The following is a 15,072-nucleotide window of genomic DNA, read 5'->3' as shown; positions in this document are numbered from 1 at the left end:
TGGGGCCAACCTCCACCTTCCTGATTCTTGTTGTGTCGCAACTCCAAGATAACAGCGGTGGGCGGTTGGCCCTTTTTGTTTCTAAGCGGTCACGCAATTCGGCGAAGAACCAAAAAAAAGCCTCATACAGAGGCGGCTTGTTTGGCGAAGCGTTAGTGCAAGTCTGGCGACGACCCAGGGGAAGGCGCGTCGTCGAGATCGCTGGCGGGGGGAACCAATCCGGCAAGCATCCACAGACGGGCGGCCTTTTCATAGGCCTCGCGATGCGCGGCGTTCTCAACGAGCCAGCTTGTCAGCGCCGCACGCGACGCATCGTCAAAATGCTCGTGATCGTGCTCGCGTTGTACCCAGTTCCAGGCGGCGTCCCAGACCGCGTCGTGTCGGTCTACTGTCATGCGTGCAATTTCCTTCGATTGAAACGACGCTTAATTCTGACATAAGACAATATGAAACTCGATGCAATTTCATGGTTTGCCTGACGCCACGTACTACAACGTATTACAGGAGTGTCCGGCAATGCCTACCAGCGTCATCAATCGTCGTGCATCAGGTGACGGCACGACTCGATCGCTCGCGCCGCATCGGCGAGCAGCCCGTTGACAAGGCCTAGTGCGCAGTCCATATGTTCGGCGATCTGACGTTGCGTCAGACCCTGGATGCGATACAGCTCATGCACCCTGCGCGTGCGCTCAGGCAATTTGGAAAGCGCGCACTCGATGGCCTGGAGCACGCCGAGATCGCGCAATGTCTTGTGCGGGGTGGCGGCTGCCGGCACCTCGAGCGATTCGACCTCGATGTCGTAGGTCCGGTAGGTCGCCTCGAGCGCCTGGCGCCGGCAGTGGTCGAGAGCCAGATTGCGTACGACCTGGCAGCAATAGCTGACGGGCCGCTGCACGTCACGAATGCGCTCGCCATCCGCCAACCGCAACCATGCGTCCTGAAGAATATCGTCTGCCGTTTCAGCGTTGCGTACGATGCTTTGGGCAAGCCGACGGAGTTGGGCCCGATTGTCGACAAAGGTTGCGACAAGCGACAAGGCGGGGGCGCTGGACATGTTACTGAGTCTCCGTGGCAGCTGGATAACAATGCAAATGCGAATCATTCGTAATGATGCCACGAAATGACGAGACATTCGGAGTAAGGCGGAAAACAAATTGGTAACGGCTGCGCTTAAGCAACGGACAAAGTCCGGGGATTGCGCGGGCCCACAGGATGTGCGGTTAAACCGACAGTCTTGTGTCCGGAAGCGCCGTGCCGACACATGGCGAATTGATCACACGGGGTCGATGACTACGCAGCGCGGGGCGAGGTGACCAGGTCCGTGCCACACGCCCATGCCATGCCGATGGCGTAAATGAGCATGATAATCATCTGCAAGTGACGTCGCTATCCACTAGACTTAGGCGCAGCGATGTCTGCCCGAAATCCACGCGCCGGGATGCAAGCCACGGCCTGCGTCACCCTTGCTGTTTCGCCCTCCCTGTGCTGCTCGGACGCTATCCAGAGGTGGTGAATTTCCCACGGCAAGGCAACGCTGAACCACGGTTCGTTTCCAGACCGCCGGAAGATTCTGCGGACCGATCCCAACGGTAGGTATCCCCTGACACTGCGGCCAGGAGCCATCATGCACGACGTTGGACTCTCACACCTATGGTCGCAAGGCGACTTCGTCATCCGGTCAGCGGCGGTCGTCCTGCTCGTCATGTCTGTGCTGTCGTGGATCGTCATTCTCAGCAAGCTGGTGGATCTGTTTCGCCTCAGGAGGATGGCGCTTGGGGCGGAAACCCGCTTCTGGCGTTCCGACAACTTCGACTACGCCCTGGCCACGCTTGGTGTCAATGACGGCAACCCGTTCCGCGCGTTGGCTCTGGCTGGGCGCGGGGCCATGCAGTATCGACCGGCAAGCCAGCAGCCGTTGCATTCCCGGATGGATCTCTCGGACTGGCTGACGCGCACGATGAAGATTTCGATCGAAGAGATCGTGGCCCGCATGCAATCAGGCCTTGCAATCCTGGCCTCTGTCGGTTCCACCGCACCGTTCGTTGGTCTGTTCGGTACGGTTTGGGGGATCTACCACGCGCTCATCGGCATCGGTACCTCGGGCATACCGACCGTCGACAAGGTGGCGGGTCCGGTTGGCGAGGCGCTGATCATGACGGCTTTCGGGCTGGCCGTGGCCATTCCGGCAGTCCTGGGCTACAACGCGCTGAGCCGCGGCAACAAGGTCGTCATTGGCAAGCTCAACCGGTTCGCTTACGAGTTGCACGGCTACTTCCTCACAGGCGCGTGCCTTCATCGGTTCGCCCTGAAATCGGCCAACCATGGCGTGGTGGAAAGGGCAGTCAGGCATTGATCGTTCAATCTTTTGGCTCTTCGATCAATGCTCCCCCCCAATCCTTCGCATTCGCGTAGTGCCCGTAGAGGTGAAAGCATGCTCGGCGCACGTTAAGGAGCCGTCATTCACCACTATGTTCGCTAGCCCCGCAGCCGGAACGCCAGTTGCGCCGGGGGCTGCCTTCATTTGTGACCGATGGGCACCCCAGAGCCCACACGCGTGCAGCCAGAAAAGCGACAGCCCTGCACGTCCGTTCGGCTATCATGCCAATCCTCCCCGAAGTAGCCCTCTATGATTTCCGTCCGTAATGTCACGCTGCGTCGTGGCGTCAATGTCGTACTCGACCGCGCGTCCGTCACTTTCAACCCCGGCGAAAAGATCGGTCTTGTCGGCCGTAATGGCGCCGGCAAGTCGTCCTTCTTCGGCCTTCTCAACGGCACGCTGCACGAAGACAGCGGCGAGTTCTCGATTCCCGCCGCATGGAAAATGGGCCAGGTCGCGCAGGAGATGCCGGAGACCGAGCAGAGCGCGACCGACTTCGTCGTCGAGGGTGACACCGTGCTGTTGGCCGCGCAGGCAGAAGTCGCCGCCGCCGAGGCCAGCGACGACGGCATGCGCATGGCGCATGCCTACATGGCCCTGCACGACGCCGGCGCACACGATGCCCCCGCACGTGCCCAGGCGCTGATCCTGGGCCTTGGCTTCAGTACTGCGCAGCTTAGCCAGCCGGTCAACAGTTTCTCCGGCGGCTGGCGCATGCGACTGCAACTGGCGCGCGCGCTCATGTGCCCGTCCGACCTGTTGCTGCTCGACGAACCGACCAATCACCTCGACCTCGACGCGCTGGTCTGGCTGGAAGCCTGGCTCAAGCGCTATCCAGGAACCCTGGTAGTGATCAGCCACGACCGCGAATTCCTCGACGGGGTAACGCAGGTGACGGTGCACGTCGACAACGCCAAGCTCGTGCGCTATGGCGGCAACTACAGCAAGTTCGAAGACATGCGCGCGGAGCAACTCCTCTTGCAGCAGGCCGCGATGGCCAGGCAGGCGGACAAGATCGCCCACCTGCAGAAATTCATCGACCGTTTCAAGGCCAAGGCCTCGAAGGCGAAACAGGCGCAGAGCCGGGTCAAGGCGCTCGAACGCATGGAGAAGATCGCACCGGTGCTTGCCGACGCAGAGTTCAACTTCGAGTTCAAGGAGCCGCTCAACGTTCCGAACCCGCTGTTGTCGATGCTGGACGCGAGCTTCGGCTACCCGGCGCCGACCGGCGCACTGCCGGGCACGCCGCCCACGGTCATCGTGCGGGGCATCAACCGTTCCGTGCTGGCCGGGCAGCGCATCGGCATTCTCGGTGCCAACGGCCAGGGCAAGTCCACGCTGGTGAAGACGGTGGCGCACGCGCTGGCGCCAATTGCCGGCGAAATCAGCGAAGGCAAAGGCTTGAACATTGGCTACTTCGCACAGCAGGAACTCGACGTGCTGCGCCCGCTGGACACGCCGATGGAGCACATGATCCGCCTTGCCAAGGACACGCCGGCGCACATGCGAGCCCCGGGCCAGAGTGGCACCGAACAATCCCTTCGCACCTTCCTTGGCACCTTCAACTTCAGTGGCGACATGGTCCATCAGGCGGTCAGCACGATGAGCGGCGGCGAAAAGGCGCGGCTCGTGTTGTGCATGATCGTGTGGCAGCGCCCCAACCTGCTGCTGCTCGACGAGCCTACCAACCACCTCGACCTGGCCACACGCGAAGCGCTAGGCATGGCGCTCAACGAATTCGAAGGCACAGTGATGCTGGTCAGTCACGACCGGGCCCTGCTGCGCGCCGTATGTGACGAGTTCTGGCTGGTTACCAAGGGCGGCGTCGAGCCATTCGACGGGGATCTGGACGATTACCAGCAGTTCCTGCGCGACGAAGCCCGTCGCATGCGCGAACAGCTTGCCGCAGAGTAGAGAATCATCGCCTGAAATGGCGAGACAACCAGACTTCGCGCAGCAGTGCAGGCAGGTTTCGCACTTCACTGCGAAAGGCCTCGAAGAAGGCATCGATGCGTTGCACTGCTTCCTGGTGGTACCCGCTGTCGCTGGCGCGCGGCGACGCGATGATGAAGTCCGCACACAACGCGAGCGACAGGCCGGCGCCGAACGCCACGCCGTCCACCACCGCGATCACGGGGCTTTTCCGCTCTCGCCCGCAAGGGCGAAAGCTGCCGCGTCGCGCGTGCCCCTCAGACCGGTGCGAACACCGGCACCGGCGCGCCGTCTTCGGTGGTCGGTGCGAAGCGCACCTGCACCGGCATGCCGATCTTCACCGCGTCGAGATCAGTGTCGACGATCTGGGTCATCATGGTCACGCCCTCGTCAAGCGTCACGTAGGCGATGCAGAACGGCGTCGGCCCCGCCTTGCGCGTGATGCTGTAGGAGTAGACCTTGCCGCGGCCGGTCGACGGCTTCCACTCGGTCTCGCCCATGCAAAACGGGCACAGCGTGCGCGGATACCAGTGGGCCTTGCCGCACGACTTGCAGTGCTTGACCAGCAGCTTGCCCTCGCGGGCGGCCTGCCAAAAGGCCAGGTTGTCGGGTTGCTCGTCCGGCGCCTTGTATGCGGTCGGGACATAAGGAGTCGTCATCGTGTGTCTCCCTTCTTATTCGCGTTCAAGGATCAGGGTCGCGGAACCGTGGCGCGAGCCCAGGTAGCCGCCCGTGCCCTGTGCGAGGGCGACGTCGCAGTTCTTCACCTGCACCGCCGGGTGGGCTTCGCCGCGCAACTGTCGCACCGCTTCGATCACCTTCGTGATGCCGCCGCGGTTCGCCGGGTGGTTGTTGCACAAGCCTCCGCCGTCAGTATTGACGGGGAGCTTGCCAACGCCCGAGATCAGGTTGCCGTCCATCACGAACTTGCCGCCTTCGCCCTTCTTGCAGAAGCCGAGGTCTTCCAGTTGCATCAGCACGGTGATGGTGAAGCTGTCATAGATCGACGCGTACTTGATGTCGGCCGGCGTCACGCCGGCTTCGGCGAACGCCGTCGCGCCGGAGAACTTCGCGCCGGACCAGGACAGGTCAATGTAGCCACCAAGCTGGCCCTTCACGTACTCGCCCGCGCCGAGGATCTTCACCTTGGGGCGGTTGAGCTTCGCGGCGATTTCCGGGCGGGCGATGATCAGCGCGCCACCGCCGTCGGAGACCACGCAGCAGTCGAGCTTGTGCAGCGGATCGGAGATCATCGGCGAGTTCAGCACGTCCTCCACGGTGACCACGTCGCGCAGCATGGCGTGCGAGTTGTGCTGTGCATGGTGCGAGGCGGCCACCTTGATCCATGCCAGTTGCTCGGCCGTCGTGCCGTATTCGTACATATGGCGCATCGCGACCATGGCGTACAGGTTGACAGTGACCGGGCTGAAGGGCGCTTCGAACGGTGCATCCGGCAGGTTCGCGCCCCAGTTGCGGGCCTGCGTGCCGCTGGAGCCTTCGGAGCGCGGACGCCCGGCCAGCGTGATCAGCGCCACGTTGCACTTGCCTGCGGCAATGGCCTGCGCCGCGTGCGAGACGTGCGCAAGGTAGGCCGAGCCGCCGGTGTCGGTCGAGTCGACATGGCGGACGTTGAGGCCGAGGTAGTCGACCATGTTGACCATACCGAGGCCCGGGGCGTCGCCGGCGCAAAAGTAGCCGTCGACGTCGGCCAGCGTGAGGCCGGCGTCTTCCAGTGCGCCCTTGGCGCACTCGGCGTGGAGCTGCGCCACGGACTTGTCGGTTGCCTTGCGGGTCGGGTGCTCGTAGGCCCCGACGATGTATGCCTTTCCGTTGATACTCATGCTCTCTCCTATCAGGCTGCCATGGCGTCGCCGTAGCGCTCCAGGTACAGGTCCGTGTCACCCAGCAGCACGTCGACCTGCGTCAGCGCCTTGAAGTAGTCGCCGACCTCCAGTTCATCCGTCATGCCCATGCCGCCGTGCAGTTGCACCGCCTTGCGGCGGCGCTCGGCCGGATCGGCTGCTTCGACTCCGGCGTCGGGAAACGTGCCCGCCAATTGGGCATAAAGGCTATTGAAGGGACAACGCGCTGTCCAATATAAAAATGAAGCGGATTGATATATGAACGGTATCGGCGCTCCTGCACTCGAGCCGGTGTAGACATCCCGGCGCGCCGGCAGAGTTCTGCATGCCGGCTTGTTCGCCGATACTCGCGCGGCTTGGGAAATCGTCACTGCGATTGCTGCCCTTCTAGCAGACGCTGCACTATCAGATGGCGATGCGCCTGCATGACGCCATGAGCATCCCGCAGCACATGCAGCAGCACCAGTACGTCTGGGTCGCTCCACTCAGCGCCATGCATGCGCCAAATCAGGCTGATTTGTCTGTGGCGCTCCAAGAGCACGAAAAAATCCTAGAATTGACGGGAAATGCTGTTCCGACAACATAGGGGCTAAGCCATGTTCAAGCACGTACTGGTACCCACCGACGGTTCTGACCTTTCTGGGAAGGCCGCTGCCGCTGCGATCGAGTTTGCCAAGGTAATGGGCGCAAAGATCACGGCGTTCACTTGCATGAACGAGTACCCCTTCCTCACATCGTCCGACTCGGGCCATCAGACTCGCAAGGCATTCGAGGAGCATGCAACGATCGAGGCAAGGGCGAGGCTCGACCTGGTCGTGACGTCTGCGCAGGCGGCTGGCGTTGCCTGCAGTACTGATACGGCGATCACGACGACGCCGTACAAGGCGATTATCGAGGCCGCCAACCGGCACGGATGCGATGTGATTTTCATGGCATCGCATGGACGTCGCGGCCTTGAGGGACTGCTGGTGGGCAGCGAAACGCAGAAGGTGCTGACGCATTGCGCGATCCCTGTGCTGGTGTACCGGTAGTGGGGACGGCAGGCCCCTGAACGGATTCCAGCGGTAGGACCGGGGGTCATCGCTGACCCCACACTCCGGAAATCCTGAAGTCCTTCGCCTGAAAATGCTTGAGTGCGGCGTCGTATTCGGGCTTCTCGCCCGACGCCGACGTGCCTGGGCGGTCTTCGACCGAGCCTGCTGCGGCTCGCGCTTCAAGCGCGCATCCGGGCACTGTCCGACGCATTAGAGACCAATCTGGCGATATCCGACAAAGGTCGGTACGCCACGGCCACCGTCTCGCGACAAGCCTCCAGGCCATCAGAGTCGCTCGCGCAAAAATGCGTATGGCCACTTCGCAAGGATACTGCCAGGCGGGTTACTTGCCGGAAAGCGCGGGGAATTGCGGATTCGCCACGACCTGCTTGAGCAGCTCCTGCACAGCCGGGCCGAATGCGTCCGCAACGTTCTTGCAGGCTCCCATGGCAGAAAAGCTCGTGTCGAACAAGTACTTGACCGAGACCTTGTAGCCCTTATCCACGGGCGACATCACGGCCAGCGCGATCTGCCAGTACGCAGGGGACACTGAACTGAAGCTAAGTTCCTCGATGCGGCCCTCGATTGGGGGGCCCTTTATGTCATAGGCTTGCGCCATCAGGAGTTCTTCCTGAAAGGCGTCCTTGATGTATTGAGACGGCGTCTTGCCCGGCGCCACCTTTACCGGCCCAAGCATGCGGCACAGAGGGCTCTCGTCAACGCCCGGCGCCATTCCGATGTCGCCAACGCTGACCTTCTTCGACTGCAGGCTCTGCTGGATGGCGATGACGTTGGCGGCGGAGGCCTTATAGGGGATCGAGTTCGTCGTCTCGCATCCAGCCAGGAGAACGCTCGCCGCGCCGATGGCAGCGATGAGGGCAACCTTAGCGGCGAGGATTCCCTCATATATGCCACTGGCACGTGTGCAAGACAAATTGACGGAAAAGCACTGACCGGTTTCCAAGACAAGCGTAATCACTTGGCTACCATCGCTCGTCTGACTTCGCCATAGCCCTCGTGGATCAGCGTTTGGGGCGATTGATGAAGACCCACCGGCTCCGTCATTGCCACCACCTAAGCGACACGCGCTCCGAGAAGCAGAGGCGACTGCGCTAAAGAGTAGTGTTTTTAAATTCATGTTCATCTCCACAAGCGCGTGATCGCCCAAGTAGTTGAACTCTAGATAGCGAGATGCGCGGTCTCTTGACATACATCAGACCTTTCGAAGGTGCCGGTGAGGAATGATGCACACCACGTATCACGCTGTTCAGTGTGTTCAAGGTCGGAGATGACATGCATCCGAGCTTGCCATCATGCGCAGGTGAGCGCGCAGTATGACTCCGTACATGACCGCCTTGGGAGAGATCGAGCGCGGGGCTGGAACGTGGGCGGCAGGCTATGGAAACGCTGTGTTCGTCGGGGCAGGCAAATGCTGCCAGGACGTTTCTGGCCGAGGACACCTCTGCGGACAAAGGCGCCACGCACACCCGGCCGCACGGAACCCGCTCCGTCAGCGGCCGCTGATCGCCTCTAGCAGTTGCTGTCCTTTCCCGGTTACACGGATTTGCCTGCGGTCTGGTGTAGCAGCTTCGAGACGGACCAACTGGCGCTCGACAAGAGCGCCAATGTCAGCGGGATCCAGTTCGCGGTGACTCTTTGCGCCACTGAGAACCATCAGGGCTGCGATCTCGTGAGGACTTAGCATCTCCTGTCTCCGGCAAAGTTTGACGGGGCATGCCTGGTACACCGCAGCGGCCTCTCCTGGCCGCCGGATCCGGTCCCCGGCACGTGTCTGAGACTATAGAAGTCGACGTCCCACGGGAGTCATGAGATCCCAGAGTATTTGCGCTCAATCAAATCAAATTGCCGCTTTGAGCCGCGCCCGCAACTCCTGAACGCGCCGCGTTAAAGCGACCTTCACATTGCCTTGCACGTCGGGCAGGCAGAGCACGACATGCACGCATATGTCGTTGCGGAACAACTTTCGATTCGCCATGCATCGAGCAGCAGCATCGCTGTAGGACGACCCATCAGGTGCCAGGACAATTTGAACAGCGTCGACAAGCGGATGTGTCTTGCGGCTGCGCGCCGGTCGATTCAATGCGGTGCATCAGGTTTGGCAATTGTTTTCGGATGGAGGATGCGATGCAGAATATGCCGCGTTGGCGCGCAACGACCTTATCGGCAAAGACTGCACACCGCACCTGTCATCAGCGTCAGACCGTCACGTCCGCGCGGTGCAAGCCGAGGCCCAATTCGTGGCGCAATGCAGGAGGTGCTAACGCGCCACGCGGCAGCTCGGTTAGCGGCACGGGCAGTTCGTGCTCGTGCAAAGCAGCCAGTCATCTTCGAGCGTATTCACTTGGAATCGGAACGTCACGTCCAGAGGGTGGTCTGCCACGACGATGTCTCGCATCTGGTCACGACCCTGGTATCCGACCGTGAGTCTGTACGCACCTTGCTTAAGCCGCATGTATAGGAGTGGACCACCGGCAACAATGCGCAGCACGGCCTTGCCATCGGCGCTTGTCACGACCACAGTCGCCCCGCTTAGCGGCCTGGCGCTGCCTGCATCGATCATGCTGAGTCGGACATTAAAGCGCGCGGCGACATCTTCCATGGCCCGCCTTCCGGCTTCGTCGTCTCTGGCACAGGCGTAGGGAATGCCCCGCTGCTCCATGATCTGCACGCGGTCTTCCGCAGGTTCCGTCCGCGTCGCGCAACCCGCTGCCACCAGCACGGCCAACAGCGACAATATCGCAATGCCAAGTCCTTTCGAGATCTGCATATGCCTGCCCTCCTCTGAATCTCGATAACGGCCCCGATTGCAGGTCACAATGGGAGCCGACTGTACAGGTGGTTCACCATCAGATCGATCCTTCGCCAGCAGCACTGGGCGAACCGTCCATGTAGTGACCGGCTCTGAGACGGAGCGCAATTAGCGCCTCGAATGCCCCGCGGCCCCGCACCCATGACGATGACGTCCGCGCTCCACTAATTGCCTATGCCCGGATCGCCTCCCCAGTCCTGTGGGGCTGCCAGACCCTCCGCCAACCCTGGTGCTCGATCGCATGCCAGTTGCCCTCAGGCGTGTGGGCCATTGATATCGGCCATCTTTGCCGTGGCTAACCTCAAAGACGAAATCACGGTTGTCCGCGAAAAACCTAGCCCAATACAGGGGCGAGTTTGGTTCGATCACGGTTTGTTCAAACGTAGCGCGCACCAGGTGAGTTGGGTTGATGCCTGTCAACAAAGCCGCGCGTCTGTGTCGCACCCTGATTCGCATTGGCCTGACGCCAACGCGTTTCCTCACGTCATACGGGCCTTGGGAAGATGACGACTGAAGTCGGTGATAGTTGTGGCGGCAGGGGATGTGCCAATCTGCGGGCGCAACTGTGGATTTCGCGGCGCACTGAACTCGTCGCTAGTTGAAAAGGACTGGCAAGTTCACGCATTACGTCCCGCATTGAACAGCATGACCATCCGCGGTGCCGCTAGACCGTCGATGTGGTACTTCTCTTTCGCTGCTGTCAGATTTCCCTGACAGGCCGTCACTATCGTCCGACACCGGCGTTATCCGCGCCGTACAAGAAGAAGCGCTCCAGCCGTACAGCACTCTCGTCCGAGGCTGATATCGGGTAAGCGCCGCGCCGCCCATACTCCAGGCATCCACGCAGGCACAGTCGCTGGCTCGGGTTTTCGGTCACGTTGCCCCCACACCAGTGGCCTGCCGGGCGCACCAGGAACATAAGAAAGGGGCGTGCGATGAACCACGACGCGCAATACATCGAATCCGCGGCAAGTCTGACAGCACTCGCGGAAGCGTTTGCCCCTGGCGCGCATCTCGTGACGCGCCGCCAAGGCTACATTCACCACGGCATCTATGCCGGCAATGGCGAGGTCATACACTATGTCGGATTCAAGGGACTCCTGCGCTGCGGCCCGGTCGAAAAGACTACCTTGTCGGACTTCGCCAATGGGTATGGCCTCAGCGTCGAAACGAGCACGGCGGCGCAATATATCGGCGTGGAGATTGTCCGGCGAGCGAGGTCACGGCTCGGTGAAAACGACTACCACCTCCTTACCAACAACTGCGAGCACTTCTGCACGTGGTGTCTGTCTGGTCAGGGTCGCAGCCAACAAGTGCAGGCACTGATGACCAGGCCATGGCGTGCGGTCCAGGCCATCATCGGCATCCTCTTCGGAACGCCCGCCCGCGCGGCAGCCTAGCTGGCTCCTGCCAGGCCGCTGCCGTAGCATGCGCAGCTCCATGCGTATCTCGTGGCGCCACCACGCGATGAAGTCATCCACGTAGACAAAGTCTTCGTGTTCGCCGAGATGAAACGGGGTCAGCCGCAGTTCGGTTGTCACCGTGGAGAACTCCAAGACGCCCTCCTGAGCTTCGCCATAACGCCTGCCAGGAATGCCGAACGTGTGCCGATTTCGTCGGCCCAGCACATGACGACCTGGATGACACGATGCGATTGCCAGAGCGCACCGCTGCCAGCCCGGTCAGCGCCATCAACGCGCCGCCGTAGTAGTCCTTCTTGAAGCGATGGGTCTGGCTCATTGGTCAGACCTCCGGCAGTCCTGCATTGGACGCTGCATACAGAGCTTGAACATCGTTTGTCTCCTTCGATGCCCGCGCAGGCGGGTCCATGGAATCTACAAACGATGTCTTCCATCCGGCTTTCATGCGGCTTGCTGGAAGCTTACAAAAAACATCATGTTGTGATGTATTTGGCACGGATGAAAGGTACGTTGGTGTAATCCCTATGTCTCGAGACTTGAAGTGCGGATGCAATTGCGACCGTCTCAGTCCCCGTGGGCGATTCCGGGCGGCGCAATCTCTTGGCTCTATGCAAGCCCGCGGCTGCATGCGGCGCACAGAGCTTGGATGTGCACGGTACTCGCTCATGGCGGCCTGCGTGCGGCGGAAGTCGCGGGCACGACCAAAGTGGTTCTTGTGCCGGAGCGACAACCAAGGATCGAGCGCTCGCGACAACGACGTGTCCGGAAGGGGACCTATCGCGCAGCGGCGCTACGTTTGGTCATTGAGGCGCGACAGGATGGCGCCGGCTGGACGCGCCCCTCCCGTGCGGGCCGTAGAGGTTGTGGATGTTTAGCTCTTGGCGGTTAGTTGCGTTTTTGCCCCGTCCCGACCTTCGCGGAAGCAGGCCGGCAATGCGGACGAGCTGATTGCCTGGGTATCCGCCGAAGTCAATTTCATGGACCCGCGCTCCGGCGTCACCATCGTGCATGGCGTGAAACAGGACGACGACCCCGAACGTTATGCCGCTCTCCTGCGGGACATGGAGCGCGACACGTCTGCGTGGGACATGGGCGCGGCTTACGCGGCTCACATGGTCATCAACCCGGTCGATACGCGTCAGACGCTGACGCGCCTGCTTGAAATACACCGGCTGCGGCTGACGGGCGGTGTCGGGCAGCACCTCATGCGCACCTGGCCCACCAGTTACTAAGGAGACGAACCATGCGAACCGTACTGATTGCCGACCGGGGGGCCGTCGCTGCCCGCGTGCTACGCACCCTGCAGCGGATGGGGCTGCGCTCGGTCGTGGTCTACTCCGAAGCCGATCGCGATCTGCCGTACGTGCGGCAGGCGGATGAGGCGTACTGCATTGGCCCGGGGCCGGCGGTGCAAAGCTATCTGAACGAAGGGGCCCTGTTCGACGTCATGCGCCGCTCCCGCGCCGAAGCCGTCCATCCCGGATACGGCTTCCTGTCCGAGAATGCAGGCTTCGCGCGCAGCGTGGAGGGTGCCGGCCTGACGTTCATCGGCCCGAGTCCGCACTGGATCGATGCCATGGGCCATAAGACGCGGGCACGTACGCTGATGGCCGAACATGGCATGCCAATGTGCCGGTCGTCTGATGTCGTCGGCGAAGATCCCCGCGACATTGAAGCGGCTGGCGCGGCTGTGGGCTACCCGGTGCTGGTGAAGCCTGCTGGCGGCGGCGGTGGCATTGGCATGGTCGCGGCGCAGGACGCTACCTCGCTGGTCGAGGCGGTGGCGCGCGCACGGGCTCTGGCCCAACGCAGCTTCGGCAACGGAGACGTGTATCTCGAGCAGCTCTTCGAACGGCCGCGGCATATCGAATTTCAGATCCTGGCTGACCGGCACGGCAACGCTCGCCACCTCTTCGAGCGCGATTGCTCGGTGCAGTCCGTACTATGACCCGATGATCGCCAAGATCATCGTCCACGGCCCGGACCGGCTGGCAGCGATCGCGTTGGCGCAAGAGGCACTGTCGGCGACTGAAATCGTTGGCGTCAAAACCAACTTGCCGCTCTTGCAACGCATGTTGGCATACGGTCCCTGGCTGGCAGGTGACCTGCACACCGGCCTCGTGAATGATCTGCTTGCTTCGCAAAAGACTTGATTGCGGGATGTAAGGATAGCCGGCGATCGGACGCGAGGGCAGAGAGTACCGAGACAAAGAGCTGTCACGCGGGGCGCTGCATCTGATCCTGAAGAAAGCAGTGCCTCGCTCCGTACCGGCTCAATCTCCAGTTCCCTGAACCGCATTCGCCAGTGCCTCGAACACCAGCCCGGTCTGTCACGGAACTATTCCGCAGAGTCATTCCCCTCCCGGACCTCCCCACTCACTTCACCGAATCCGACACGGTAGCCATTCCCCTGACACCACCCTCCGATCGATACCTCGTCGCCATCGAGCAGGAAGTACCGCGTGCTGCCGTCCGGCAGGGTCAAGGCTTCCTTGCCGTTCTTCGTGATCTCGAGCAGGCAGCCAAGCGAACCGGGCGTCGCGCCGCTGAGCGTACCCGAGGCCATCAGGTCGCCAACGCGCACATTGCATCCGGATACGGTGTGGTGGGCAAGTTGCTGCGCCATGGTCCAATACATCGTGCGGAAATTGGTGCGGGTAACCGGAAACCGGGCCTTTCCGCCTTTGGGCCGGATCGACGCCTCCAGTTCGATCGCATAGGCGCCGTCCCCGTCCTGACGAAGATAGTCCAGCGGGACTGGCTGCTGCGTCGGATGGGCGCAACGGAAGGGAGCCAGCGCATCCATGGTCACGATCCATGGCGAGATCGACGTGCAGAACGACTTGCTGTTGAACGGTCCGAGCGGCGCCGATTCCCACTGCTGGAAGTCGCGCGCGCTCCAGTCGTTGAGCAGCACCATGCCGAACAGGTGGTCAGGGGCTTGTGCGATCGGGATCGGCTCGCTCATCGCGCTCGGCTTGCCGACGACGAAGGCCATTTCAAGTTCGAAATCGAGCTTGACTGAGGGGCCGAACACCGGCCGCGGCTCGCCTGGCTGGCGCCGCTGGCCGCTGGGTCGGCGCACTGGCGTGCCGCTGGCCACGATCGTGCTGGCGCGGCCGTTGTAGCCAATGGGCAGTTCAAGCCAGTTGGGCGGCAGCGCGTTCTCGGGGCTGCGGAACAGCCTGCCGCAGTTCTCGGCATGGTGGCGCGACGAGTAGAAGTCTGTGTAACCAGTCACCTCCAGCGGGAGGTGAAGCCGTGCTTGTGCCATGGGCACCAGCGCGCGTTCGCGCAGCGCCGCTGCGGCGTGCGCGCCGGCGTCCATCGCGAGCCATTCAGTCAGTCGCTGGCGCACATCGCGCCAGGCGGGCTGGCCCAGCGAGATGAATGGATTCAGTGTGCTTGCCGCGAATACCTCTTGCATTGCCTCGGGCAGCAGACCGGCCGCGGCAAGTTCCTGGAGATCGACAATCCGGTCACCGATCGCGACGCCAGCACGTGCACTTCGCTCAGCCGTGGAAAACACGCCGTAGGGAAGATTCTGCAATGGGAAGTCGGTCAGGCCGGTATTGGCGGATTCGACCCAGCTAAGTCGTGGTGTGGTCAAGGTCCG

General features: G+C 61.9%; 15 protein-coding genes and 3 pseudogenes. 8 read left to right on the top strand and 10 right to left on the bottom strand.

Translation table 11 applies throughout. From position 1 onward, the window contains the following. Positions 1-152: 152 nt before the first annotated feature. Positions 153-395, bottom strand: coding sequence for a DUF4880 domain-containing protein (locus KHO41_RS13560; protein WP_211953791.1), 243 nt, complete (start codon positions 393-395; stop codon positions 153-155). A gap of 137 nt (positions 396-532) precedes the next feature. Next, positions 533-1,054 carry a sigma-70 family RNA polymerase sigma factor gene (locus KHO41_RS13555; RefSeq protein WP_211953790.1) on the bottom strand — a complete coding sequence of 174 codons (522 nt, stop codon included), beginning with the start codon at positions 1,052-1,054 and terminating at the stop codon, positions 533-535. A 570-nt stretch (positions 1,055-1,624) separates the two neighbouring features. Here KHO41_RS13555 and KHO41_RS13550 point away from each other — a divergent pair. Next, the gene (locus tag KHO41_RS13550) at positions 1,625-2,353 is read left to right on the top strand and encodes a MotA/TolQ/ExbB proton channel family protein (protein WP_211953789.1); all 729 of its coding nucleotides are present in this window, start codon (positions 1,625-1,627) and stop codon (positions 2,351-2,353) included. 273 nt (positions 2,354-2,626) lie between these two features. Continuing rightward, positions 2,627-4,291, top strand: coding sequence for an ABC-F family ATP-binding cassette domain-containing protein (locus KHO41_RS13545; protein ID WP_211953788.1), 1,665 nt, complete (start codon positions 2,627-2,629; stop codon positions 4,289-4,291). 130 nt (positions 4,292-4,421) lie between these two features. Here KHO41_RS13545 and KHO41_RS13540 read toward each other — a convergent pair. From KHO41_RS13540 to KHO41_RS13525, 4 genes and pseudogenes are all read right to left on the bottom strand, one after another. Further along, a pseudogene (locus tag KHO41_RS13540) lies at positions 4,422-4,520 on the bottom strand (enoyl-CoA hydratase-related protein); the annotation flags it as partial. A 46-nt stretch (positions 4,521-4,566) separates the two neighbouring features. Continuing rightward, positions 4,567-4,968 (bottom strand): Zn-ribbon domain-containing OB-fold protein, encoded by a 402-nt coding sequence (locus KHO41_RS13535; RefSeq protein WP_211953787.1) that lies wholly within the window; start codon positions 4,966-4,968, stop codon positions 4,567-4,569. Between the two features lie 15 nt (positions 4,969-4,983). Further along, on the bottom strand, positions 4,984-6,150 hold the full coding sequence (locus KHO41_RS13530; RefSeq protein ID WP_211953786.1) for a thiolase domain-containing protein: 1,167 nt from the start codon (positions 6,148-6,150) through the stop codon (positions 4,984-4,986). Between the two features lie 11 nt (positions 6,151-6,161). Next, a pseudogene (locus tag KHO41_RS13525) lies at positions 6,162-6,338 on the bottom strand (acyl-CoA dehydrogenase family protein); the annotation flags it as partial. A gap of 242 nt (positions 6,339-6,580) precedes the next feature. Between KHO41_RS13525 and KHO41_RS13520 the strand changes: the two are divergent. Both KHO41_RS13520 and KHO41_RS13515 read left to right on the top strand, forming a co-directional pair. Beyond that, positions 6,581-6,757 (top strand): hypothetical protein, encoded by a 177-nt coding sequence (locus KHO41_RS13520; RefSeq protein WP_211953785.1) that lies wholly within the window; start codon positions 6,581-6,583, stop codon positions 6,755-6,757. A gap of 10 nt (positions 6,758-6,767) precedes the next feature. Further along, a complete protein-coding gene (locus tag KHO41_RS13515) occupies positions 6,768-7,202 on the top strand; it encodes a universal stress protein (RefSeq protein WP_211953784.1) in 435 nt (144 codons plus the stop codon). A gap of 64 nt (positions 7,203-7,266) precedes the next feature. On the opposite strand, the pseudogene KHO41_RS41215 reads toward KHO41_RS13515, so the two are convergent. From KHO41_RS41215 to KHO41_RS13505, 3 genes and pseudogenes are all read right to left on the bottom strand, one after another. Beyond that, positions 7,267-7,397 (bottom strand): annotated as a pseudogene (locus KHO41_RS41215) (tol-pal system protein YbgF); the annotation flags it as partial. A 151-nt stretch (positions 7,398-7,548) separates the two neighbouring features. Next, a complete protein-coding gene (locus tag KHO41_RS13510; RefSeq protein WP_244873827.1) occupies positions 7,549-8,184 on the bottom strand; it encodes a hypothetical protein in 636 nt (211 codons plus the stop codon). Positions 8,185-9,507: 1,323 nt separating this feature from the next. After that, on the bottom strand, positions 9,508-9,993 hold the full coding sequence (locus KHO41_RS13505; protein ID WP_211953783.1) for a carboxypeptidase regulatory-like domain-containing protein: 486 nt from the start codon (positions 9,991-9,993) through the stop codon (positions 9,508-9,510). Between the two features lie 977 nt (positions 9,994-10,970). Here KHO41_RS13505 and KHO41_RS13500 point away from each other — a divergent pair. The 4 genes from KHO41_RS13500 (at position 10,971) to KHO41_RS41890 (ending at position 13,609) form a co-directional block, all read left to right on the top strand. Further along, positions 10,971-11,435 (top strand): lecithin retinol acyltransferase family protein, encoded by a 465-nt coding sequence (locus tag KHO41_RS13500; protein WP_211953782.1) that lies wholly within the window; start codon positions 10,971-10,973, stop codon positions 11,433-11,435. 998 nt (positions 11,436-12,433) lie between these two features. Continuing rightward, the gene (locus KHO41_RS13495; RefSeq protein WP_244873826.1) at positions 12,434-12,688 is read left to right on the top strand and encodes a hypothetical protein; all 255 of its coding nucleotides are present in this window, start codon (positions 12,434-12,436) and stop codon (positions 12,686-12,688) included. Positions 12,689-12,699: 11 nt separating this feature from the next. Beyond that, on the top strand, positions 12,700-13,404 hold the full coding sequence (locus KHO41_RS13490) for a biotin carboxylase N-terminal domain-containing protein (RefSeq protein WP_376989730.1): 705 nt from the start codon (positions 12,700-12,702) through the stop codon (positions 13,402-13,404). A gap of 4 nt (positions 13,405-13,408) precedes the next feature. After that, positions 13,409-13,609, top strand: a complete 201-nt coding sequence (locus KHO41_RS41890) for a hypothetical protein (RefSeq protein WP_376989731.1) — start codon at positions 13,409-13,411, stop codon at positions 13,607-13,609. Positions 13,610-13,794: 185 nt separating this feature from the next. Here the strand turns inward: KHO41_RS41890 and fahA are convergent, their stop codons facing one another. Continuing rightward, complete coding sequence (gene fahA / locus KHO41_RS13485) at positions 13,795-15,066, bottom strand: fumarylacetoacetase (protein WP_211953781.1); 1,272 nt, start codon at positions 15,064-15,066, stop codon at positions 13,795-13,797. Positions 15,067-15,072 lie beyond the last annotated feature (6 nt).

It is taken from the genome of Cupriavidus numazuensis, from assembly GCF_905397435.1.
GTDB lineage: Bacteria > Pseudomonadota > Gammaproteobacteria > Burkholderiales > Burkholderiaceae > Cupriavidus > Cupriavidus numazuensis.
The sequence above is the reverse complement of the archived record's forward strand: the minus strand, read 5'-3'. Positions and strand labels throughout refer to the sequence as shown.